At 38.2% G+C, this 24,261-nt stretch carries 19 protein-coding genes; 1 reads left to right on the plus strand and 18 read right to left on the minus strand.

Features of this window, described 5'->3' with window-relative positions; all coding sequences use genetic code 11:
• Positions 1-97 precede the first annotated feature (97 nt).
• The 17 genes from ltaS to C9J35_RS12300 all read right to left on the minus strand — a co-directional run bounded on the left by ltaS (position 98) and on the right by C9J35_RS12300 (position 21,941).
• Positions 98-2,050: a lipoteichoic acid synthase gene (ltaS, locus tag C9J35_RS12225; protein ID WP_107924725.1), complete on the minus strand. Its 1,953-nt coding sequence runs from the start codon at positions 2,048-2,050 to the stop codon at positions 98-100.
• A gap of 275 nt (positions 2,051-2,325) precedes the next feature.
• Positions 2,326-3,690, minus strand: a complete 1,365-nt coding sequence (rlmD, locus tag C9J35_RS12230) for a 23S rRNA (uracil(1939)-C(5))-methyltransferase RlmD (RefSeq protein ID WP_107924726.1) — start codon at positions 3,688-3,690, stop codon at positions 2,326-2,328.
• Positions 3,691-3,935: 245 nt separating this feature from the next.
• Positions 3,936-4,058 (minus strand): cytochrome bd oxidase small subunit CydS family protein, encoded by a 123-nt coding sequence (cydS, locus tag C9J35_RS24555; protein WP_268807925.1) that lies wholly within the window; start codon positions 4,056-4,058, stop codon positions 3,936-3,938.
• 12 nt (positions 4,059-4,070) lie between these two features.
• Positions 4,071-5,096: a cytochrome d ubiquinol oxidase subunit II gene (locus C9J35_RS12235; RefSeq protein ID WP_107924727.1), complete on the minus strand. Its 1,026-nt coding sequence runs from the start codon at positions 5,094-5,096 to the stop codon at positions 4,071-4,073.
• On the minus strand, positions 5,093-6,439 hold the full coding sequence (locus C9J35_RS12240) for a cytochrome ubiquinol oxidase subunit I (RefSeq protein ID WP_107924728.1): 1,347 nt from the start codon (positions 6,437-6,439) through the stop codon (positions 5,093-5,095). The genes C9J35_RS12235 and C9J35_RS12240 overlap by 4 nt, the downstream gene beginning before the upstream one ends.
• Positions 6,440-6,830: 391 nt before the next feature.
• Complete coding sequence (locus tag C9J35_RS12245; protein ID WP_054767641.1) at positions 6,831-7,745, minus strand: diacylglycerol kinase; 915 nt, start codon at positions 7,743-7,745, stop codon at positions 6,831-6,833.
• Between the two features lie 147 nt (positions 7,746-7,892).
• Complete coding sequence (locus C9J35_RS12250) at positions 7,893-8,453, minus strand: thioredoxin family protein (protein ID WP_054767640.1); 561 nt, start codon at positions 8,451-8,453, stop codon at positions 7,893-7,895.
• Between the two features lie 167 nt (positions 8,454-8,620).
• Positions 8,621-10,048: an Asp-tRNA(Asn)/Glu-tRNA(Gln) amidotransferase subunit GatB gene (gatB, locus tag C9J35_RS12255; protein WP_107924729.1), complete on the minus strand. Its 1,428-nt coding sequence runs from the start codon at positions 10,046-10,048 to the stop codon at positions 8,621-8,623.
• Between the two features lies 1 nt (position 10,049).
• The gene (gene gatA / locus C9J35_RS12260) at positions 10,050-11,513 is read right to left on the minus strand and encodes an Asp-tRNA(Asn)/Glu-tRNA(Gln) amidotransferase subunit GatA (protein WP_010857154.1); all 1,464 of its coding nucleotides are present in this window, start codon (positions 11,511-11,513) and stop codon (positions 10,050-10,052) included.
• A 24-nt stretch (positions 11,514-11,537) separates the two neighbouring features.
• On the minus strand, positions 11,538-11,825 hold the full coding sequence (gene gatC / locus C9J35_RS12265; RefSeq protein WP_010857153.1) for an Asp-tRNA(Asn)/Glu-tRNA(Gln) amidotransferase subunit GatC: 288 nt from the start codon (positions 11,823-11,825) through the stop codon (positions 11,538-11,540).
• A gap of 364 nt (positions 11,826-12,189) precedes the next feature.
• Positions 12,190-13,326, minus strand: a complete 1,137-nt coding sequence (locus C9J35_RS12270) for a CamS family sex pheromone protein (protein WP_107924730.1) — start codon at positions 13,324-13,326, stop codon at positions 12,190-12,192.
• Positions 13,327-13,421: 95 nt separating this feature from the next.
• Positions 13,422-15,428, minus strand: coding sequence for an NAD-dependent DNA ligase LigA (gene ligA / locus C9J35_RS12275; protein ID WP_107924731.1), 2,007 nt, complete (start codon positions 15,426-15,428; stop codon positions 13,422-13,424).
• 14 nt (positions 15,429-15,442) lie between these two features.
• Positions 15,443-17,695 carry a DNA helicase PcrA gene (pcrA, locus tag C9J35_RS12280; RefSeq protein WP_107924732.1) on the minus strand — a complete coding sequence of 751 codons (2,253 nt, stop codon included), beginning with the start codon at positions 17,693-17,695 and terminating at the stop codon, positions 15,443-15,445.
• A 311-nt stretch (positions 17,696-18,006) separates the two neighbouring features.
• Entirely contained in the window at positions 18,007-18,696 is a 690-nt protein-coding gene (gene pcrB / locus C9J35_RS12285; protein WP_054767639.1) for a heptaprenylglyceryl phosphate synthase, read from the minus strand.
• 109 nt (positions 18,697-18,805) lie between these two features.
• Complete coding sequence (locus tag C9J35_RS12290) at positions 18,806-19,126, minus strand: YerC/YecD family TrpR-related protein (protein ID WP_004225717.1); 321 nt, start codon at positions 19,124-19,126, stop codon at positions 18,806-18,808.
• Between the two features lie 15 nt (positions 19,127-19,141).
• Positions 19,142-20,194 carry a DUF3048 domain-containing protein gene (locus tag C9J35_RS12295; protein ID WP_107924733.1) on the minus strand — a complete coding sequence of 351 codons (1,053 nt, stop codon included), beginning with the start codon at positions 20,192-20,194 and terminating at the stop codon, positions 19,142-19,144.
• A gap of 19 nt (positions 20,195-20,213) precedes the next feature.
• A complete protein-coding gene (locus tag C9J35_RS12300) occupies positions 20,214-21,941 on the minus strand; it encodes an adenine deaminase C-terminal domain-containing protein (protein WP_107924734.1) in 1,728 nt (575 codons plus the stop codon).
• 437 nt (positions 21,942-22,378) lie between these two features.
• Between C9J35_RS12300 and C9J35_RS12305 the strand changes: the two genes are divergently transcribed.
• Positions 22,379-22,801, plus strand: coding sequence for a DUF2892 domain-containing protein (locus C9J35_RS12305; RefSeq protein ID WP_054767637.1), 423 nt, complete (start codon positions 22,379-22,381; stop codon positions 22,799-22,801).
• Between the two features lie 101 nt (positions 22,802-22,902).
• Here C9J35_RS12305 and purD read toward each other — a convergent pair whose 3' ends face one another.
• The gene (gene purD, locus C9J35_RS12310; RefSeq protein ID WP_107924735.1) at positions 22,903-24,159 is read right to left on the minus strand and encodes a phosphoribosylamine--glycine ligase; all 1,257 of its coding nucleotides are present in this window, start codon (positions 24,157-24,159) and stop codon (positions 22,903-22,905) included.
• Between the last annotated feature and the right edge of the window lie 102 nt (positions 24,160-24,261).

Consider the following 24,261-nt stretch of genomic DNA (forward strand, 5'->3'; position numbering starts at 1 on the left):
GCAGTTCAAGATAACGGTAAGACATCATCAAGCAATCGGATCATACACTCTTTGATTTCAAACACATTTTCTTGAACTGCCCACCAAATTTCAACAATTAATTAGATTCTACATGCGTATCTTTAAAGTAATTGTACTGGGAAGGATCAACTGGCGTATATTGTGGTGGCGTATAGAATCTCAATAAGTCACCATTCACAACTTTGTCAGAAAATCCTAATTTATGTTCTACTTCATTTTTGATAGCATTTGCCAACTCTAATTGACTATCATCTAGTGGTAAACCTGTTTTATTATCATAAAGTTTTTCATTAATTGAATAAATTGTAGGACTGACAAAATCGCCATTTCTAAATGGCACAATTTCATTATGCTCTTCTGATAATAAATCTGAACCTGATTGTATAAAGTTTTGCGTATCAATCCCCAGTAAATGTAATACCGTTGGAAGAAGGTCTATTTGGCCACCATAAGTATGGTTAGTTTCACCTTGCATTCCTGGAACATGTATTAGTAATGGCACACGTTGTAAATTAGTACTTTCATATGGCGTAATGTCTTTTCCAATGACTTGTTCCATCGCTTTATTATGATTGTCTGATATACCATAATGGTCACCATAAAGAACAATCATCGTATTATCATATAAGCCTAATTCTTTTAATTGATTGAAGAACTGTTCGATTGCTTCATCCGCATAACGTGCTGTTTGGAAATAATTATCAACACTTGCATCTCCAGTATCGGCTTTATCAATTGTTACTAAATCTTGATTCATTTTATATGGATAGTGGTTCCCTACCGTAATAAATTTCGTATAAAAAGGTTGCGGTAACGAACTTAAAAGACTTTCAGATTGTTCAAAGAATGGTTTATCTAACAAACCATATTCAGCCATGTCTTCTGAAGAGCTCGTGTCATAATAACTAGCATCAAAGAAGTTATCGTAGCCAAATGATTTATAAATTACATTTCGATTCCAAAAGCTTCCGTTATTACCATGAAAGACAGCTGATGTATAACCATAATCTTTTAAAATACTAGGAGCTGCTTGGTACATATTTTGTGCTTTTGTAATAAATGCAGACCCTTGTGGTAACCCAAATAAAGAATTTTCTAGCATAAATTCCGCATCGGAAGTTTTACCTTGACCTGTTTGATGGAAGAAATTATCAAAATACGCTGTATTGTCATCTTTTGTTAATGAATTTAAAAATGGTGTAACTTCTTCACCATTTAATTTATAGTCAATAATAAAGTTTTGGAATGATTCTAAATGTAAATAGATGACGTTCATTCCTTTTGCCGCACCAAAATATTTTGCATTAGGGTTGGCATAGTTAGATTTTGTATAGTTAATCACTTCTGTAATATCACTACTATCCGCCAATGCTCTCTGTGATGATGCTTTCATAGTTTCTACTGAGTCATAAATCGTATAGTTATACATTCCTAGATATTTCACAATATAGTTTCTATCAAAACCTCGAGTTAATAGTTGCGGACGACTAGATTCAGCTAGTCCTAAATTTAGGATTGATACTACTAATGCAAAAGCAATAATTGCCATTGCTTTTTTATTGCCAAAACGATTGGTTTCTTTTTGTATTTTTCTTGAGAATCGTAGGTAAAACATTACAAATACATCCACAAAGAACAAAATATCATAAGGTTTTAATAAAGAAAGAACACTACCACCTAAATCTCCGAAGTTCTGCGTTTGGAAAATCGTGGGCAATGTGATGAAATCACTAAAAAATCGGTAATAAACAACATTAGCGTATAAAAGAATAGACATAAGAGTGTAAACTACAACGAGTGATGTATATTTTCTCTTTCCTCTAAATAAAAATGAAAATCCTAGAAATAGCATTGCTGAACCTAGTGGATTTATTATTAAAAGGAATTGTTGAAGGAATCCTTCTACACCTAATTCAAATTGTGCTTTTTGCGTGATGTATGTTTTAAACCATAACATCAAAACAGCAATTAAATATATCCCTAAAAAGTTGTTTAATAGGTCATCTTTTTTACTTACTAGATTTTTCATTTTTGCACCTTCCTTTTACTTACTTAAATTTAAATCTAGATTTATATTAATTTAGATTATAAGTATTAAATTCGAAAAAATGTACTTTCACAATAGCTTTTTTCGCAGCTAATGTAGCTTACTCCCCATTTAGACTTCTGTCAAGTTGTTAAATACATGCAAGATATTTGTATAGTTTCTTCTATTGTAAATATTGTCATAAAAACACCCCACAAACGTTAGTTTTTTAACTAACATTTACGGGGTATTTCAAGCCATAACTCTTGCTCTTATATCTAAGTTAAGTTTAACCACGCGACAGCTTCACAATGCGTCGAATGCGGGAACATGTCCACAGGTTGAATCTCTTGTGTTTGATAGCCTCCATATTCCAAAATACGGAGGTCCCGCGCTAATGTAGCTGGATTACAGGAAACATAAACAACACGCTTTGGACGTTGCTCTAAAATCGTATTGAGAAGTGCTTCATCGCACCCTTTGCGTGGTGGATCCACTACAAGCACATCTGCTTCCTTGCCTTCCTTATACCAACGTGGGATGACTTCCTCTGCAGGTCCAGCTTCGAAATACGTATTGGTAAAGCCATTTAATGCAGCGTTGCGTTTTGCATCTTCAATAGCTTGCGGTACAATTTCAACACCCATAACAGCTTGTGCTTTTTGTGCAAGGAATAAGGAAATGGTACCGATACCACAGTAAGCATCAATTACTCGTTCATCCCCCTGTAAGTCAGCGTAGTCTAGTGCTTGTTTGTATAGCACTTCCGTTTGCTCAGGGTTAACCTGATAAAATGAACGAGCTGAAATTTCAAAGCGAACATCGCCAATTGTATCAATAATAACGTCTTTGCCCCATAGATTTACAGTTTCATCACCAAAAATAACATTTGTTTTAGCACTGTTAATATTCTGCATAATCGATGTGATGTTGTGTACAAGTTTTTTTATGATGGCTACAGCTGTTTCTTTTTGAGGGAACTTTTTCTTTTTCGTAATGAGGACAACCATGACTTCACCAGTCGCTCGTGCTTTACGAATAACTACATGACGTAGCATGCCTTCATGAGTTAGCTCATTATATGGTTGAATACCACTCGCTGCCAATTCCTTTTTCAATCCAGCGAGAACGGCGTCCGCTTCTCCCGTTTGAATTAAACAACGCTCCATATCTACAATGCTATGCGTTTTCGTTTTATAGAAGCCTGCAATGGCTTGTCCTGCTTCATTTATCGACAAAGGAATCTGCGCTTTATTACGATAGTGCCAAGGTTCTTCCATCCCCTTAACCGGTAAAACTGGTGCATTAATTTTGCCAATACGTTGCATGACATTTCGCACCATATTTTCTTTCCACTTCAGCTGTCCCTCATAGGATAAATGCTGCAATTGACAACCGCCACATTGGGCGAAATATTCACAAGGTGCGTCTACACGGTCTGCTGAGGGCTTTAAAATTTCTATGACTTTGGCAAAGCCATAGTTTTTTAATGTTTTTAACACATGCACCTCTGTCGTTTCGTTGGGAAGAGCGCCTTGAATAAATAACGGATAGCCATCGACTTTAGCCACGCCATTACCATCATGTGTTAAATCTTCTATATAAACAGTGAGTCGATCATTCTTTTTTACGGGTGCTGACATTCGAACATCCTCCATTTCAATCTCCTTATTGTAGCATGCAGTGGCGGATGAAAAAAGAACAAGACTTGAATTTCTTAGGTATAGCTGGAAAGTAAATCTAACGACCTGAGCGTTACGAAGCTCTACCCGAGCGGTTTCGCGACAGACCTGAGCGCTAGCTCCACTTTCCCGAGCAGTCCCCACCATCATCCGAGCAGTGAATAAGCTATACGTTCATTTACATAACTAGCGCTAAAAAAGAGCCGCTATTCGCGACTCTCTCCCCCGTTTTTCGTGGCATGGCGGTCTTTTGGTGCCCACCAAAAAGCAACTACAATGCCGATAATAACGACTATAAACGGAGCATAAAAAATAATAAACTTATCCATAACCACAACCTCCTACGCGTGATTGTCTTCTTTTCCTGTTACATAATTTTTGTTGAACAAGAATAGTTTCAACAATAAATACAAGGATGGAATGAGCAGACATAATCCTAAAATAAAGGCAATGATTAATGCAATCGCCATTTGTGTGCTTGTAAAGCCATCATAAATTGTTAAGTATGGATACAGTAAATAAGGATATTGAGCAATACCGTACGCAAAGAAGGCCACTGCAAATTGTGCAATTAAAAGCCCTACAGCAAGCCCGTAATTTTTACGCATCCATAATAATCCCACCGTAATGATAAATAGTATCGCTGAAATAGCGAACATCCACCATAAATTTACCATATGGCTATAACTTTCTGGATTGATGGATTTCATTTCATACATGATTCCAAGTGCACTAATCATTAAAGGAAGGGCCCAAATAAGGGCATATTTTCGCATTAAATTTGTTGCTTCCTTATCATTTGCCTTATGGGCGTACCACGTTAAGAACACGGCTGATATATACAATACCGCGGCAATACTCAGGACAACGATGCTCCAAGCAAATGTACTAGTATACAATGTAAAATAATTCAGCACTGGTTGTTCATTGACAATATCCACATAGCCACCCCCTGCAATCGCAAAGACAACAGAAAGTGAGGCGGGAATGAGTAAACCTGCCACTCCATACGTTAGTGTGTAACCGATATGTCCACGTGAACCATATGCCTCAAACGCATAGTAGGAGCCTCGAATTGCTAACAAAACCAACGAAATACTAACGGGTATAAGTAATATTGTTCCATAATAGAAGGCTGTTTGTGGGAAAAATCCGACAATCCCAACAAAGAAGAATACTAAAAAGACATTTGTAACTTCCCACACCGGCGATAAATACCGTTTAATAATATTCGTCAAAATGTGATTTTTCCCGATGAGTAAACTATATGCATTAAAAAAGCCTGCGCCAAAATCTATTGATGCAACAATCACATAGCCAAATAAGAAAATCCACAATACCGAAATTCCTAGTATCTCTAGTGTCATAGAATATCACCGCCTTTTTCAGAATGGCGATCTTCAATCTCACGTTCGATTGGGTTCTTTTTAAACATACGAATCAATACGACGATACTCCCGATGCCTAAGACAGCATATACGCCTGAGAACAAGAGCATCATTAGATCCACATGATCGCTTGTTGTAGCGCCTTCTGGTGTACGCATCAATCCGTATAAAATCCATGGTTGACGCCCAACTTCCGCAAGCCACCAACCCGCTTCAATGGCAATAATTGACAGCGGACCGCCAGCAACGATAATCCAGCGATACCATCGTGCATGGATGAATTGCCAACCACGTGCTTTCCCTAACACATAAAGTAGTGATACTAACATCATAAACATGCCAATAAAGACCATGATATTAAATAAATAGTGAATATACAGCGGAGGGCGATCCTCTTCTGCAAATTGATCTAAGCCGATAACTTCTGCCATTGGATTATTATGCGCTAAAATACTTAAAGCATAAGGTACTTTAATGGCATATTTAACTTCCCCATCCTGCATTATTCCAAGTAAGATAAGTGATGCTTTATCTTCAGTTTCAAAATGCCACTCAGCTGCCGCTAATTTTTCTGGTTGGTATTCTGCTAAATACTTTCCTGAGAAGTCACCGATAATGGCTGCTGCTATTGAGAAAACTAAACCAACTTTCATAAGTAATAACAATGCTTTTTTATGATATACATGATTCGAACCTTTTAACATACGATAACCTGCAATGGCAGCTAAAACAAATGCTGCTGTCATATATGCTGTAACAAGTACATGGGCTACCTTTGTTGGCATAGCTGGGTTAAACATCGCTATAAAGGGTTGAATATTAACAAGCTGCCCGTCAACAATGTCAAAACCTTGTGGTGCGTTCATAAACGCATTCACAATGGTAATAAATACTGCCGACATGGAAGCACCAACTGCAACTGGAATCAGTAACAGCATATGCTTTTTCTGACTGTCGAAGCGATCCCAAGTGTATAAGTATATGCCTAAGAAAATAGCTTCAAAGAAAAATGCGAACGTTTCCAAAAATAGAGGTAAAGCAATTGTTTGGCCTGCTAGTTGCATAAAATTCGGCCATAGTAATGATAATTGCAAGCCAATCGCAGTTCCTGTTACGACTCCTACTGCAACTGTAATAACGAAGCCTCTCGCCCAACGTCTCGCCAGTAAAATGTAATGCTCATCATTCTTTTTATATCCAGTCCATTGCGCAATCATAATCATTAACGGTACTCCCACACCTATCGTTGCGTAAATAATATGGAACGATAAGGTTAGTTCCGTTAATGCCCTACTCCAAAAGACTGCTGATTCATTCACCATTTCTTTGCCCTCCTAACTTCCAAATACTTTGCCAAGTATAGAAAGTAGCATTATAATTGCAACGCCAAAACTTAACCACATAAGCTTTTTTTCTTGTGACTTATACAAAGGCAACACTTCCTTTCCCTTTCCCATACCCACATTTTCCACTATTGCAACGAAAAAAACCTTTATAATGGACCGAAATTTCGGCCTATTATAAAGGTTTCAAATTTTGTTCATGTAATATACGCACATTCGCCAAACATTTTTCTTAATTCGTTCACAATCCCCAATTTATAGAGTATGATGTCTTGCTGTATCTTTACCTGCCGTTCGGTACTTTGCATTGATAAACAATGAACCAGATATTATGGTTTAAAGGACTTTTTAGGCAGCCCCACTGATTAAATTAAATACGGTCTTCCTCACGAATATCTTCTATAGGTACAAATATTTCAATATGGCGCTTTAAATTTTCAAAAGTTGCAGGCGCATCCCCACCATATTCCCCATCTAGGTTTAAATGAACTTCATTTTCAGTAGTTACCTTAACGACACTTGCCTTTTTGTAAATAACACGATCATCATTTAAATGTTCGCCTCTTAATGCCATTGCGGCGAGCTGAATAAATTCAGGTAAACTCACCTTTTTCAATACAAGTAATGTGAAATATCCATCATTAATGCTCGCATCAGGTGCTAATTTTTCAAAGCCACCTACTGAATTTGTTAAGCCACATAAAAACATCATTGCATCTCCATCAAATACCTCACCATCATATTCGATGCGCATATGTGATGCTTTAATAGATGGAATCATTTCAACTGCTTTTAAATAATAAGCTAGTTGCCCTAGCATCGTTTTCATTTTGCTTGGCACTTCATAGGTTAGCTCTGTAATACGCCCACCAGCAGCAATATTGATGAAATAGCGTTCTCCATTTAGTAATCCAACATCAACCGGTAACGTATCGCCTTTAATAATGATTTCAACGGCTTCATCAATATTTCTTGGAATATGCACGGCACGCGCAAAATCATTGGTTGTGCCCATTGGAATGAGACCAACTTTTGGGCGTTTTTCAAATTGACTCACACCAGAAACAACTTCATTTAGCGTACCATCTCCACCAACAGCTACAATAATGTCAAAGCCGCGTTCTACTGCGTTTCTTGCTGCATGTGTTGCATCACCTTCGCATGTTGTTGCGTGACATGATGTCTCATAGCCAGCTACCTCAAGTTTTTCTAATACTTCTGGTAGATGCTTTTTAAACGCTTCACGTCCAGATGTAGGATTATAAATGATTCTTGCTCGTTTCATAACATACCTTCCTGCTTCATTAGATTCTATTTCATTCAACGTATTATTTGTTGAAATGTTGCATTGCTTCTTCTAGAAATAACGGCTGTTAAAATACCTTCCATCACTCTAGATGAAGCTATTGTAAGCTACGATTTTAGTTACTCTTTATTGCAATGCTGCTGTAACCTGTTTTTTAAAATCTTCATAAACAAATGACCAAAACGCCTTGTTTGTCATACTTTCTTCACGAATTTCAGCATATAGCGCTTTTTGAGCTTCCTCAAATGTAGGATCTTCTTTGTCTGGTAAGCTAGCGCGTTTGTTGACAACATTGTTCTGTAATTCAGGCGCACGTGGTCCCCATTTGCCAATAACTTGACCAGCATCGTTTAATAATACATACATTGGAATCGCACGTCCACCATTTGTTAAATAACGGTCAATTAAATCTGTATCTGCATCACGTAATACCGCACGCATGTCTAATCCTGCTACCTCAGCTATACGGCGAATAATTGGATTATTTAACATGGCGTCCCCGCACCAATCTTCTGTAATTGTTAATATCTTTGGTTGCTTGTCCTTCAGTAGTTCGATAAATCCATCATTAGGCGGCACCTCAAAATTATCATAAATGCGGAAGCTATCATCTTTTAGTGTATCCATATTGTCCATATATTGTTGAATTGTTATTGCTTCATTGAAATACTGCTGTTCAGTTTTCATGGATTTAAGTCCCCCTAATAATTGTAATGTTAATCTATTCTATATTTTGCTATGAATACTCTTTTTAGACAACTATTAAGTGCTATTTTTATTAGTATGTACATTTTTTGCATATAAAAAGCCAAGAAAGCTATTATACTCTCTTGGCTCAGTGTAACAACAAGTAATTAACGTTTTGCGATTTCTTGTTGTAATAATTTATTTACCATTGGTGGGTTCGCTTGGCCTTTAGTTGCTTTCATAATTTGACCAACTAAGAAACCAATAGCACGGTCTTTACCATTTTTAAAGTCCTCGATTGATTGTGCATTGTTATCTAACACTTCTGACACAATAGCTAATAATGCACCTTCATCAGAAATTTGCACTAATCCTTTAGCTTTAACGATTTCTTCCGCAGAGCCACCGTTTTCTACTAATTCGGCAAATACTTTTTTACCGATTTTAGAAGAAATCGTACCATCAGTAATTAATTTCACCATGCCTGCCAGGTTTTCTGGTGTTAGCGCAGTATCTTTAAGTTCCTTCTGTTCTGCATTTAAGTAGGCAGAAACATCACCCATTAACCAGTTTGCAGAAAGCTTCGCATCTGCTCCACCCGCCACCATTGCCTCAAAGAAGTCTGATATTTCTTTTGAAATAACAAGGACACCGGCATCATAAGCAGTTAAGCCTAATTCTGATTCATAGCGTGCTTTACGCGCATCAGGAAGTTCAGGGATTTCTGATTTCACACGCTCTAGCCATTCGTCATCGATTGACAGACGTACTAAGTCTGGCTCAGGGAAGTAACGGTAATCATCTGTTCCTTCTTTGACACGCATAAGAATTGTTTTACCTGTTTTCTCATCGAAGCGACGTGTTTCTTGCTCAATCACACCGCCTGACAATAATACATCCGCCTGACGTAATTCTTCATGCTCAAGACCACGGCGAACGTAGTTGAATGAGTTCAGGTTTTTAAGTTCAGTTTTTGTACCAAACTCTTCTTGACCATAAGGACGAATTGAAATGTTGGCATCACAACGTAGTGAACCTTCCTCCATACGAACGTCAGAAACACCTGTATATTGAATGATTGATTTTACTTTTTCAAGGTATGCATAGGCTTCGTTTGGTGTACGAATGTCCGGCTCAGAAACGATTTCCACAAGCGGTGTACCTTGACGGTTGAAGTCAACTAATGAATGATCGCCTGCGTGAGACAGTTTACCAGCATCTTCTTCCATATGAAGGCGTGTGATACCGATGCGTTTTGTGTAACCATCTACTTCAATATCAACCCAACCATTTTTACCGATTGGCTTATCAAATTGTGAAATTTGGTAAGCTTTCGGATTATCTGGATAGAAGTAGTTTTTACGGTCGAACTTCGTTTCTTGTTCGATTTCCATGTTTAACGCCAGTGCAGCGCGCATTGCATAGTCAACAACATTTTTATTTAACACTGGTAATACCCCAGGGTAACCAAGGTCAATTACAGATGTGTTTGTATTTGGCTCCGCACCAAAATGGTTTGGTGACGCAGAGAAAATTTTCGATTCAGTTTTCAACTCAACGTGAATTTCTAAACCTATTACTGTTTCAAAGTTCATGTTATTTTCCCTCCCAAATTTGAGGAACTTGTTTATGGAACTCCGTTGCTTGTTCAAAAGCATGAGCTGTGCGGTAAATAGTAGCTTCATCGAAATGTTTACCGATAATTTGTAAGCCTAGAGGTAGACCATTTTCAGAGCCGCAAGGAATTGAAATCGCTGGTACACCTGCTAAGTTAATAGGAATTGTTAAAATATCGTTCGCGTACATTGTCATTGGATCATCTACATTTTCACCAATTTTAAATGCTGGTGTAGGTGAAGTTGGTCCAATAATTACATCAAAGTCTTCGAAAACTTTGTCGTAGTCTGCTTTGATAAGTGTACGTGCTTGCTGTGCTTTTTTGTAATAAGCATCGTAAGTACCTGCGCTTAGAGAATAAGTACCAAGCATGATACGACGTTTTACTTCATCACCGAAGCCTTGTGCACGAGTTTCTTTGTAAAGGTCCATTAAGTTTTCAACGTTTTCAGCACGGAAGCCGTAACGGATACCGTCAAAACGTGAAAGGTTAGAAGACGCTTCAGAAGAAGATAAGATATAGTAAGCAGCAAGTGCATATTTTGAGTGAGGAAGAGAAACTTCTTCTACTGTTGCACCTAAGCCTTTAAGTACTTCTAATGCATCCAGAACAGATTGACGAGCTGCCTCACCAACACCTTCACCAAGGAATTCCTTCGGCACAGCGATACGTAAGCCTTTTACATCGCCTGTAAGCGCTGCTGCAAAGTTTGGTACTTCTACGTTTGCTGAAGTTGAATCGTTTGCATCTAAACCTGAAATTGCTTCAAGTAAAAGTGCATTGTCTTCAACGTTACGAGTAATTGGCCCAATTTGATCTAAAGAAGATGCAAATGCCACAAGACCAAATCGAGATACACGACCATATGTAGGTTTCATCCCTACAACGCCACAATAAGCTGCTGGTTGACGGATTGAACCACCTGTGTCTGAACCAAGTGAAAATGGTACTTCACCAGCTGCTACCGCTGCTGCAGAAGCGCCTGAAGAACCGCCTGGTACGTGGTTTAAGTTCCATGGATTTTTCGTTGTTTTATACGCTGAGTTCTCATTTGAAGAACCCATCGCGAATTCGTCCATGTTTAATTTACCGATTGTAATCATACCGGCTTCACGTAATTTTTTTACGACTGTTGCATCATAAATTGGCATGAAACCTTCTAGTATTTTAGAAGCACATGTTGTTTCTAAACCTTCTGTTACGATGTTATCTTTAACACCAATCGGAAGGCCAAAAAGTGGTCCGCGCTCTTCAAATGGTACTTTGTCCATTTCAGCTGCTTGTGCAGTTGCTTTTTCTTCGTTTGAAGCTAGGAATGCTTGTACATCGCCATCCAGCTTTGCAACACGTTCATATGCTTCTTTTGTTAAGTCAGCGATTGTTAAGTTACCTGCTTTTATATCAGCTTGTAGCTCCTTTGCTGAACGTTCAAATAACGTCATGAGGAATCCTCCTATGTTTTAGTATTACATGATAGCTGGTACTTTTACTTGACCATCTTCTTGTTCTTTTACGTTTAACATCATTACTTCACGGTCTAAACCTTTTGTTGCTACGTCTTCACGCATTACGTTTACTAGTGGTAATACATGAGTTGTTGGTTCAACATTTGTTGTGTCTAGCTCATTTAATTGCTCTGCGAAGTCTGTAATTTTCCCAAGTTGCTCAGCAAATTTTTCCGCTTCTTCTTCAGTAATTGCAAGACGTGCTAAATTCGCAACGTGCTTAACCTCTTCTTTTGTTAATTTCGCCATTTTTCACACCTCCGAATAGTAATCAGATTCATTGTTTTTATTGATAACAATAGGGCTGAATAAAGTTAACCATGCCCATTATCATAACATTTTTCGTATTAAAAATCACAACTTTCACCAAAAATATAGAAACTTTCACTACTGTGACAAAGTGTTGTCAACAGATGTCACAGTATGGAGGAACAAAGCAAAAACTCCTTGTGAAAACTAATTTTTAGCCAACTCAGGCAATGATTCATTAAAATTGAATATTACCTCATGTGGTTTGGTTAATCCTGTTGCGAGCCTGAGCGTTGCTTGACCCAAAGCCGAAAATATCATACTTGCTCATAAAAATATAGCCAGCACAAGGGCTGACTATATTTTAATCATAAATATGCACATAAGGGTCTTTATCATTAGCATCTTTCATAATTAATGCCTCTGGACCATTCATCGATGTAACACTCACTTCTACGTTTATATTATCGAATTGATTGATAAGTACACCCGTCAAATATTGTGTAAAACCTCTAACTTCAGCCGCACCAAAAAATTGGATTGGAATTTCAACCGTTAGTTTTTGTATTTTCTTATTTTGATAGAAGCCCGTTCCAATAACGCTAGTGTAATTGGCAAAATATTTATCCACGTCTTGCTTGAAATTCTTGAAGTTATTGCTCACATCGCGATAGATATCCTGTGAATCATCTGTTGGGAACATGACATATTCTTCATCAATGGCTTTCCAATCGCTTAAATCATTTTGTCCTTCTTTCGCTACACCATAAGTGAAATAGGCGCCTGGAATTATTTCATTGCGTGCTTGTTGCTTAAACAACCCTACAACAATTGGCACATCCTTTAGTTCTTCACGTGAACGCATACGTGAAACAATTTCTGCAGCCATCTTTTTTCCTTGCTCTACCAAGGCAGCTTCTGGAATTGGTTCTTCATAATATTCACCATATTGCTCTTTTTGATAATAATAAATAGAGTTCAAGGCAAGCCCTATCGAAATACCACCCAGCCTTACTTTATTATCATCTGTTTTTGTTAAATAATTTTGCTCAACAATATGGGCTAAATAGACAGGTGCTTTGGTTGCACGTTCCTCTGGTGTCATAGCATCAGTTGTTGGAGGATTTAAACCATCTTCCGTTTGCGAACTACGTGCTAGCCAAGAACTCACTGTACTTTCAGCTAAATATTGACCTTCTTGGAAGTAGTAGTTTTCTGTATCAAACTCATTTTGAGAAAGTCGCATTAAACCTGTTTCAACTTCCTTCATATCATACTTCGTGTAAATATTTGAAACGACTAATCCACGGCTTGCACTTTCTTTGTAAGGAATTAGCGTTCTATAAAAAGATTCATCAATCTTTAAGCTTGGAATAATCGTTGTTTCCGCCTTTTCCTGTTGCGTCTCCTGTGTAAGCTCTGTCTCCTTCTTATTAGAAGGCACACAGCCGACTAGCATTGCAGCAGCTACTATTGCTGGAATGAGTCGAAATGACTTCATTATTTTAGTACCCCTTTACTAATAATCAATTTTGTACGAAGATTTTTTGTTCAGTTACATTAGATTTTAACTCCTGAAGAAGGAAATATCTTTCCCTACTGAATAAAGCTAAGTTGTTCGACTAGGCGTTCTTCATTCCAAACTTCAATACCTAATTGCTCAGCCTTTGTCAGTTTAGAACCTGCATCTGTCCCAGCAATAACAAGGTCAGTTTTTTTGCTGACACTTCCAGTGACAATTCCACCTAACTCTTCTATTTTCGCCTTTGCTTCATTCCGTGTCAATTGCTCAAGTTTACCAGTTAAGACAATTGTTTTCCCCGCAAATGGATTGTCACCTACTGCGACTTCCACTTTTTTACCTTTATAGGTCATATTAACGCCGACTTCAGCTAAACGAGCAATTACTGCCCGTGCATCTTCGTTCGCAAAATACTCAACGAGTGAGGACGCCATTTTATCCCCAATTTCATGAATTGCTACGAGTTGTTCCTCAGAAGCAGCCATAACCGCTTCCATTGTCTCAAATTCCTCTGAGACAATTTTTGCAGCCTTTTCACCAACATGTCGTATACCTAAACCGATTAATAGGCGTTCCATCGAATTATTCTTAGATGTTTGAATGGCGTTTACTAAATTTGTTGCTGATTTTTCCCCCATACGCTCAAGCCCCACAAGCTGCTCTACTGTTAAGTGATATAAATCAGCTACATCATGAATGAAATCGGCTCGCAATAATTGCTCAACAACCTTCTCACCAAGACCATCAATATTCATGGCGTTCCGTGACACAAAGTATTTAATGCTCTCTGCAATTTGTGCAAAACATGCCGGATTCACACAACGTAAGGCCACTTCACCTTCTATACGAATCAGCTCACTATCACACACTGGGCAATTTGCAGGCATTTCATAAGGTACAGAATGCTCTGGCCGTTGCTCTAATAATACACCGACAACTTGTGGAATAATATCGCCGGCTTTTCGAATGATGACCGTATCCCCAATGCGAATGTCCTTGTCACGGATTAAATCTTCATTGTGTAGCGAAGCGCGTTGTACTGTCGTACCAGCCACCTGTACAGGCGTTAAAATCGCAGTCGGTGTGACAACGCCTGTACGCCCTACAGTTAAATCAATATCAAGTAATGTTGTCACAACTTCTTCTGCTGGGAATTTATAAGCGATAGCCCAACGTGGACTTTTTGCCGTATAGCCAAGTTCATCCTGTTGTGCATAGCGATCCACCTTTATAACAATCCCATCAATTTCATAGGCTAAATGTGGACGATTGTCAGTCCACTTTTCGATAAAGGCTAGCACTTCTTCAATCGATGTACAATGCTTTCGCTCTTTATTGGAAGGGAAACCAAGACCCTCTAAATAATCAAGCATCTCCCCATGCCCATCAATACCATATGCCTCGCCGTCTCCACCTATTGAATAGATAAAGGTTGATAATTGGCGACTCGCTGCTATTTTAGGGTCCAGTTGACGTAAGGAACCAGCAGCAGCATTACGTGGGTTTGCAAATAATTCTTCCCCATTGTCAGCTCGCAGTGAATTGAGCTTTTCGAACGATCTTTTCGGCATATACGCCTCACCACGTACTTCAATTGTAATTGGCTCTTTCAAACGTAGTGGCACCGCACGAATTGTTTTTAAATTTGCTGTTATATCCTCACCAATAACACCATCACCACGTGTCGCTCCCTGCACAAAAACACCATTGTCATATTTTAAAGAGATGGCAAGACCATCAATCTTCAGCTCGCATACATATGAGAATTGGTCACCGATTGCTTGACGAATTTTTCGGTCAAACTCACGTATGTCTGCTTCATTAAAAGCATTTGATAAGCTTAACATCGGATAATCGTGTGTTACCTTTTTAAATCCTGCCACGACTGCACCACCAACTCGCTGTGTCGGTGAATCAGGATAGATTAGCGATGGATTCGCTTCTTCTAATGCAATGAGTTCATGTAATAATTGGTCATATACGCTATCTGCAACGATAGGGTTATCCAGCACGTAATACGCATGCCCATATTCATGCAATAATTTGTTTAACTCCGCAATGCGCTGTTCAATTTCGTTCATTTAAGTTCCTCCGCTTACGCTTTTTCAATAGGTGCAAATTGAGCTAATAATCGCTTAATCCCAACTGGCTGTGGGAATGCGATATCAAGCTCTGTACTATCACCCTCACCTTTTACGCTCACAACCATACCTGTTCCCCATTTTTTGTGAACAGCCTTATCGCCAGCTTTCCAACCAAACTGGTCGCCCCCTGTTGATTGTAAACGGGCAGTAGCTGGTTGTGTTTGTTGTACGGTACCTAGTGTACGTTTTTGATAGCTGCCAGATGAACGATTACCAGTTGCGAATGGTACTTCCGGTTTGGCACCACCTTTGGATATTGATTGCGTAATATCCTCTGAAATTTCACGTAAGAAGCGAGAAGCGTTGTTAAAGCTCGAACGTCCAAAAATCGTACGAGATTGTGCACAAGTTAAATACAAACGTTCCTCCGCACGTGTTATACCTACATAAGCAAGACGTCGTTCTTCTTCCATTTCATCCTGATCATCTAGTGATCGAGAGTGCGGGAAGATATTTTCCTCCATTCCAATAATGAAGACTACAGGGAATTCTAAGCCTTTTGCGGCATGCATCGTCATTAAAATAATGCTTCCCTTTGATGTATCGTCTTTATCGAGTGAATCAATATCTGCAATCAGTGCTAAATCCGTTAAGAAGGCAATTAAGCTATTATCATCACTACGCTCCTCAAATGCTTTTGTTACAGATAAAAATTCTTCAATATTTTCTAAACGACTTTCTGCTTCAATCGTCTTTTCATGTTGAAGCATTGCACGATAACCAGATTTCTCTATAACCTGCTCCACAATCTCTGTCACAGATAAATATTCTTGCATTTCTGTAAAGCCTTTAATCATCGCATAAAAGTGCTCTGCTGAAGCTGCCGCTTTACCCGTTAACCCCATGAAAACGAGATCATTCATCGCATCGAAAATGGATCGATCTTGATCAATCGCATAGCGTGCCATTTTTTCAAATGAAGTAGCGCCAATACTACGCTTTGGCTCATTAATAATTCGAGCAAGCGATAAATCGTCATCATTGTTGGCAATGAGTCGTAAATACGCTAGTAAATCTTTAATCTCTTTACGATCATAGAATTTTGTGCCCCCAACGATTTGATAAGTCATATTAGATTTAACAAGCATTTCCTCCATAACACGAGACTGTGCATTTGTTCGATATAAAATGGCAAAATCATCAAACGTACGATTTTCATTTTTCATAAGCTGTTGGATTGTTTGGATGACGAACTGTGCTTCTTCTTGTTCGTTATAGGCTTTGTATAGGGCGATTTTTTCACCCTCTAAGTTTTCTGTGCGTAGTTCTTTTGGATAACGCGTCGTATTATTTTGAATGACGTCATTCGCTGCTTTCAGGATGCGTTTCGTGGAGCGATAATTTTGCTCTAACATGATTACCTTGGCGTTTGGATAATCTTTTTCAAACGAAAGAATATTTCCGATATCCGCACCACGCCAACGATAAATCGATTGGTCAGAATCCCCTACGACACAGATATTTTGAAATTTCTTTGCAAGTAGTTGCACGAGTAAATATTGGGATTTATTGGTATCTTGGTATTCATCCACATGAATATATTGAAATTTATTTTGATAATATTCGAGTACTTCTGGTACCCGTTTAAATAATGTAATTGTCGTCATAATCAAATCATCAAAATCAAGTGATTGGTTACGACGCAAACGTTTTTCATAGCCTTTGTATACAAGCGCAATTGTTTTCTCATAGGGATTATGTTCATTCATATTAGCTGTATATTCATCAGCAGTGATACATTCATTTTTGGCCGAGCTTATGGCATTTAAAATAGCACGGGGTTCAAATCGCTTAGGATCGATATTTTCATCCTTTAAGACATTTTTCACGACCGATAACTGATCAGTAGAATCTAAAATTGAAAAATTACGTGACAAACCAAGCTGATCGATATTACGACGTAAAATTCGCACACACATCGAGTGGAACGTCGATACCCACATGCTGTCCCCCGTGCCATTACCCAGGATTCCATCAATACGTTCTCGCATTTCACGTGCAGCTTTATTTGTGAACGTGATTGCTAGAATTTTTGATGGATATACTTCCTTTTCAATCATCAAATACGCAATACGATGCGTTAATACTCTTGTTTTCCCAGAACCGGCACCTGCCATAATTAGTAGTGGGCCTTCTGTTGTTTTTACTGCTCTTTCTTGCTCAGGATTCATTCCTGCTAATAAGTTTTTTGTTAAATGCTCCATATTGCACCTCCAATCAAATTCCCCATGGCGAGCTTTCTACAAAATTTCGAATTATGCTTAGTCGTACAAAAAGGCTTGGACACAATGTTCGTTTTACCGCTTTACCGCAATGCTTTAGAACGGCGCTTTAACGATGCAATGTTATGAGCCTAATCGTCGAAGCGATGTTAGTAGGGTAAGCTTTTTACACTAACTACATGTCGCTATAAATTCACGCGTAGTGTATCCAAGACACTCGCCGGAGACTGTCATTTCATTAACATAGTGTTGAAATTGCCACTGAATAAAATCACTCAAACGTTTGTTCTTAATTATATCGTATTTTTAACTGCCTTAACAGTCGCAAGTGCAGCTTTTAAATCCTCATAAATTATATTGCCAACAACTACCGTATCCGCATATTTTGCCATTTCCTCAGCCTGCTTCGTAGTGGTAATGCCACCGCCATAAAATAGCTTTGTATTTTGCAATTCATTTTTAACGGCATGTACAATTTCAATATCACCATACATCCCACTGTATTCTACATAAAATACAGGTAGTTTAAAGAAGTTTTCCGCCATTCGTGCATAAGCAACAACATCATCTATCGATAAATCTGTTTTCGCTCCTGTTACTTCAGCTACCTTGCAGTTTGGGTTTAAAATACAATATCCTTCCGCAACAAGCTCTTCCCAAACCATAATATCGCCGTACTCTTTAATGGCTTCATGATGTAAATTTTTAATCCACTTCGGATCATCACTATTTAACACCGTTGGAATGAAATAATAGTCATAACCCGGTGTCACTGATTCTACCGTTGAAATTTCAAGTGCTATTGGTACTTCAAAGCGACGAACACGCACTAGCAAGTCTAATACACCATCTAAAGTTACGCCATCTGTGCCGCCAACTAAAATTACGTCTGTTCCTGATTCGCAAATTTTTTCGAGTGCCTCATCCGAAATTTCCTTAGCCGGATCTAGCTTGAACACATGTCTCCACGCTAAATAATCCATCTATTTTACCACCTATCACTTTCTATCTATTCGTTTACAAGTATAGCTTATGACTGTCGACAAAAAAATGAAAAAGACTGAGCAGAAATTCTACTCAGCCTGTTACCTACTATTCTTTTGGTGCTTGGAATGGCTTTTCGTCTGGATACAAACGACCTAACATTTCATCATATGTATCATTCCCATAATCAAAGCAACGACGTACACGTGAAATGGTAGCTGTACTTGCACCCGTTTCCTTTTTAATGGATTCGTAGGTTTTCTTTAAACGTAATAAATGTGCAACCTCAAAACGTTGTGCTAGCGATTGAATTTCACTAATCGTACATAAGTCATCAAAAAATTTATAGCATTCTTCGATGTCTTTTAGCTCTAACACTGCTTTAAATAACTGATCTGTTTGATGCCCTCGAATTTTTTCGATTTGCATGCAATTTCCCTCCCTTTAAGGCTGCGTTTTCACCATTGCTTGTAACCCCGGTGAAGATGGTACGAAATGAATCCAAGACTTTCCTGGTACTAACTTTACTAGCTCACCAGACTCTTCAACAGCCATTGGTAGTCCATCAATATTAGCCCATTTGACTTCTCTCATATAGCCATTTTGAAAAACATACGCATTTCCACCAGATGTTAAATCAATATCTTGGCGACCTACATTATCAATTGTTTGATGTTTCATCTCAAAAAATAAAACATTTGCTAATGTTATTGCTTCGCCTGTTAACATATCCTTTGTGTCAACGCTAGCCGATTGTCGTCCATAACGATTGTTTTGATGATCATACACATACGAATTGTGGAAATACTCATTATTTCCATAGTAAATGTCAACTTGACTTGTTTCAATGCCTATTTTACCACGTTCTTCGGCTTCATAAAAAGTCTGACGTACTTTTTCACTGTAATTCATTGAAGCGCCAACTTTTTCTGCACCATTTAATATATTTTCTGCAGTAATATATGAATTATGTGGTGCAACACGCTCTTTTGAACGTTTGAACAGTGTGCCATCATAATTCATGCCATTTATATTGTCAACTACATTATTGCTAAGCATGGATTTTGCCTCTGGACTATAACCGTGTGCAACATAAAATGCACCAAAGCCCTTCGCCATATCAACAAAGTAAGAACGTGCACTACGTACTGGTCCCACATTTTCTGGTAACTTACTTTGATAGACTGCTAATAAGCGAGTAACATTACCTTCTGCTAACATTTCATAAAACATATCTGCTGCTGCTAAACCCGATTGCGGACGAGCAGCAGGGTGATTATTAATCGTCACAATAATTGGACGTTGTGTTACTTCTTCAGCGACAGCTTCACCTGTTAATGGAGCAATTTCTACTGCTTCCTTCACAGGCTCATCAATTACTGATTCTTTTTCAGGTGTCGCAACCGCTTCTTCCGCTTCTGATGCATCTTTTGAACATCCTCCGATGAACAAAGCGCTAAATGCTAATGCCATAAATAACTTCTTGGATTTAAACACAACTATTCCCCTTCCTCGATTAACGCATCACTGCTGGTAATAATATCTTATTCTTCATTACATCAAAAATACCTTTTGGCGTAATGCGAATATAAGGCAAGTGGGTGGATTGTAAAAATAATAGAGTATAAATTGCATCACCTAGGTGATAGCCTCGGTCCTTAAGCGTTTGCTTTAAAACACGTTCCTGTTCCATTAATTCCTCAAAGTTGCTTTCTGACAATAGGCCGTTAATGGCCAACGGAATTGAAGCAATTGCTCCTTCCTTGTCAACTAAGACAATTCCACCTTTCATCTTTTTAAATGCAACAAAAGCTTTTTGCATAGCATGTATATTTTTTCCGATTAAAATGAAGTCTCCTGTATTGGAATACGAAGAAATCAATCCGTCAATATTTGAAGCAAAGCCCTTGATAAAAGTATTAACACGCCATTTGCCGTTGCGATCCACAAGCATTAAAAAACATTCATCTTTGTCTCCAATAATTTGACCGTCTACTACTTGAGCCGTAACATTATAGGGCTTCGTAATAACATCGTTCTCAAGTTTTATGCCCAACGGCGTAGAAAATTGGAAATCATACTCTTCCATATCAAAGTTTACTTCAAAGTTTTTCTCTTCTTGCCAATCAACTACATCGAAAGTATAACACTTTATACCATCACGCTTCAGCCAAACTCCCTTGGATAACACACTTTCAGGTGTCGGTGTAAATTCATTTTTCAAAATATTGAACGTCGCTATTCGACCTGTCGCGATGATACCTTGATAATGTGTTAAATCATAGTAACGAGCAATATTATAGGATGCCATTTGATAGGCATCAATTGGTGATACCCCTGCATCCAAAGCAAGCTGAATACACTGATCCATAACGCCCTTACGATAAAAACTCGGCGTTGAACCATCAGTGGTCATCATTAGATGATCAAAAATAGGAAGCTGTTTATCTAGCACACCTTTTAACAAGCTCCCTAAATCCTTCCTAATAGAAGAATGGCGTAATGTCACTGCATATCCATGTAAGATTCTTTTTTCCACATCTTCAATAGTCATTGCTTCATGATCACCATCTGCACCAATCAGCTTCATCTTCGCCAATGTGTTTGAAGAGGCGCCTGGGAAATGGCCTTCAATCTTTTTATTCATGTGCTTTGCTTGTAAAATCCAATGTAGCATTTGATTATCACCCTGTAGTAAACGTGGCCATCCTGTTAATTCGCCACCTAATAATACGTCTGATCTATCTAGCCACTGATTTACAGAGGATGTTGTAAAAATTTCTTCTTCATTATAAATTTCAGTTTGGGCATCAAATCGCACCCACCAATAGAAAATGAATGGCAGTGTATTTAATTTCTCTATCAGTGAAAACGCTTTCTTTTCTTTTAACATTAATAAGAGTGTTAAATTATCTGCAATAAAAGTAGTGGTGCCTCCTTGTGCAGCGTAGTCAGCAAAAGACTGTGGATTATATAGCTGAGTTGGATGTACATGGGGTTCAATATATCCAGGCACAATTACTTTATTTTCTACATCAATTATTTCTGTCCCATCCACATTTTTTGGCATTTCTTGCCCAGTATAAACAATCCTATCTCCACTCACCCATATATTACCTTTAACCCACTGTTTAAGCATACTATGTAAATAGCGAGCATTTTTAAAAACAATATCTGGATTATTTTCGCCATTAATAATATTAATATGATTTCTAACATCTTTTATTTTCCAATGGTAATCCATTTTTCTATACTCCTCTCTTAAAGAGTTTTGATATCTATATCGTAACATTTCACTTTGCCAAAGCAAGTTTTATTATTTTATAATTTACTATATTTTAACAAAATAATACACCCCCCACATAAAATTTAACTAAGAGTTTGTTCTTATCAATATTTTCATATAGCTTAACCAAGCGAATACTTCCATTGCTTTCGTACAACTTTCCACCTTTTTTCTAGACAGATTGGACATGGGTTCTCATGAAAACTACATATACTGTTTGTTAAGACGTTTTGAACAGGATTTTATTGCCATACGGAGCATATATATTCAGGTTTAGTTATTCATATGGTACACATACTACTGTTGCATAAACGCATACAATAATGCTTTGTGCAATGTTCTTGTTTCAATTGTAACACCCCGCTTTTTTCCACTATGACTAAGGGAGGATTTTAATGATGCACCAAGCAAATTTAAGTGATAAAAATGCGTTTTCACGCTTTGTTCTTGGCACAAGTATGACGGCATTTGGCATTGCCAAAGTGTCTAGAAATCCTGACTGTACAAAAGGTCGATTGATGATCGCATTAGGTGCCATGAAAATGGCTGAGGGGGTCTTTAAATATTGTCCGACTAAAGCCTTGCTGAGCTCCAATATGCAAAGTGCCATGAGCACCTCTATGCAAAGTATGCTCAGTGGACAAAATTCTATGTCCTCAGACCAAATCAATAAGCTGATGCAAGATTTCTCCTCTGCTATTTCTGGTAATACGTCACAAACTAATTCGGCTTCTAAGCCCGCTGACAACAGTGCTTCTCAAAAGCAAAATTCCTCAAACAGTAATAGCACCACAAGTAACGCACAAAATCCTTCTTAGTCAAAAAAACCGTCTCAACCAAATGTTGAGACGGTTTTTACTGTAGGGTGGCTATAGCTCAGCCATATTTAGTGTTAGAACAACGAACAACTTAGATACAATTATTTAAAAGTACGCCAGCCGATATCTTGGCGATAGAAAAAGTTATCCCATTTCTCTGTTGTGATTCCTGCATATACTTTTTCTTGTGCTTCTTTTAAAGTAGGAGCTTTTGCACCAATAAGTAATACACGACCGCCATTCCCAACAAACTTTCCATTTACTCGCTTCGTGCCAGCATGGTATACAGCATGTGAAGTCGATAATGTCTCTATGTTCGGTAATATATTTCCTTTCTCTACATCACCAGGATAACCATCAGCTGCAATTACAACACCTAACATGGCATCATTTGACCACTGTAAATCAAAAGGTTTTTCATCCATTAATGCTGTCATGAACGCACCAAAGTCAGAAGTCATACGCGGTAGCACTACCTGTGTTTCCGGGTCACCAAAACGGGCATTAAATTCAATCACTTTTGGACCTTTTTTCGTTAAAATAAGACCCGCATATAAAATACCAGTGAACGATACACCATCTGCATCCATTCCTTTAACAGTTGGTTCAACGACTGTTTTGTACGCTACATCCACTACCTCTTGTGAAATTTGAGGTACTGGTGAATAGGCACCCATGCCACCTGTATTCGGTCCTTTATCGCCGTCATATACACGTTTATGGTCTTGTGCAATAACCATCGGATATATTTGTCCCTTATGGACAAATGACATAAATGAAAATTCTTCCCCATCAAGGAATTCTTCGATGACCACGCGAGATGATGACTCACCAAAGCGCTGATTGCCAATCATGTCTTGCACTGCTTCAATAGCCTCTTCTTCAGTCATGGCTACAACTACACCTTTACCAGCCGCTAAACCATCCGCCTTAATAACGATTGGTGCACCTTGTTGTTTAATGTATGCAATAGCCTTGTCTGCTTCTGTAAACGTTTCATGTGCAGCCGTTGGGATATTATATTTATTCATGATATCTTTTGCATATGATTTACTACTTTCAATTTGTGCTGCAGCCTTTGTTGGGCCAAATACTCGTAAGCTGCGATCAGTAAAGAAGTCTACAATCCCTTCAGCGAGTGGCTGCTCAGGACCTACAAAAGTTAAATCTACTGCATTTTCCTTTGCAAATTGTGCAAGGCCCGCGAAATCCATTGTATCAATTGCAACAACTTCGGCGTCACCATGCATCCCATCATTTCCTGGAGCTACAAAAACTTTATTTACAGATGGAGAAATACTAAACTGCTTAGCAATCGCATGTTCACGACCGCCACTTCCAATTACCAATACATTCATTATTAGGAAATCCTCCTTTTGTGAGTAAGACCGAGATGAACCACCATCTCGGTCTAAGTGTCTGTATATTTTTTATGAAGGTTTTTATGTTACTTCGGGTAT

It is taken from the genome of Lysinibacillus parviboronicapiens (genome assembly GCF_003049575.1).
In the GTDB taxonomy this organism is placed as follows: domain Bacteria; phylum Bacillota; class Bacilli; order Bacillales_A; family Planococcaceae; genus Lysinibacillus; species Lysinibacillus parviboronicapiens.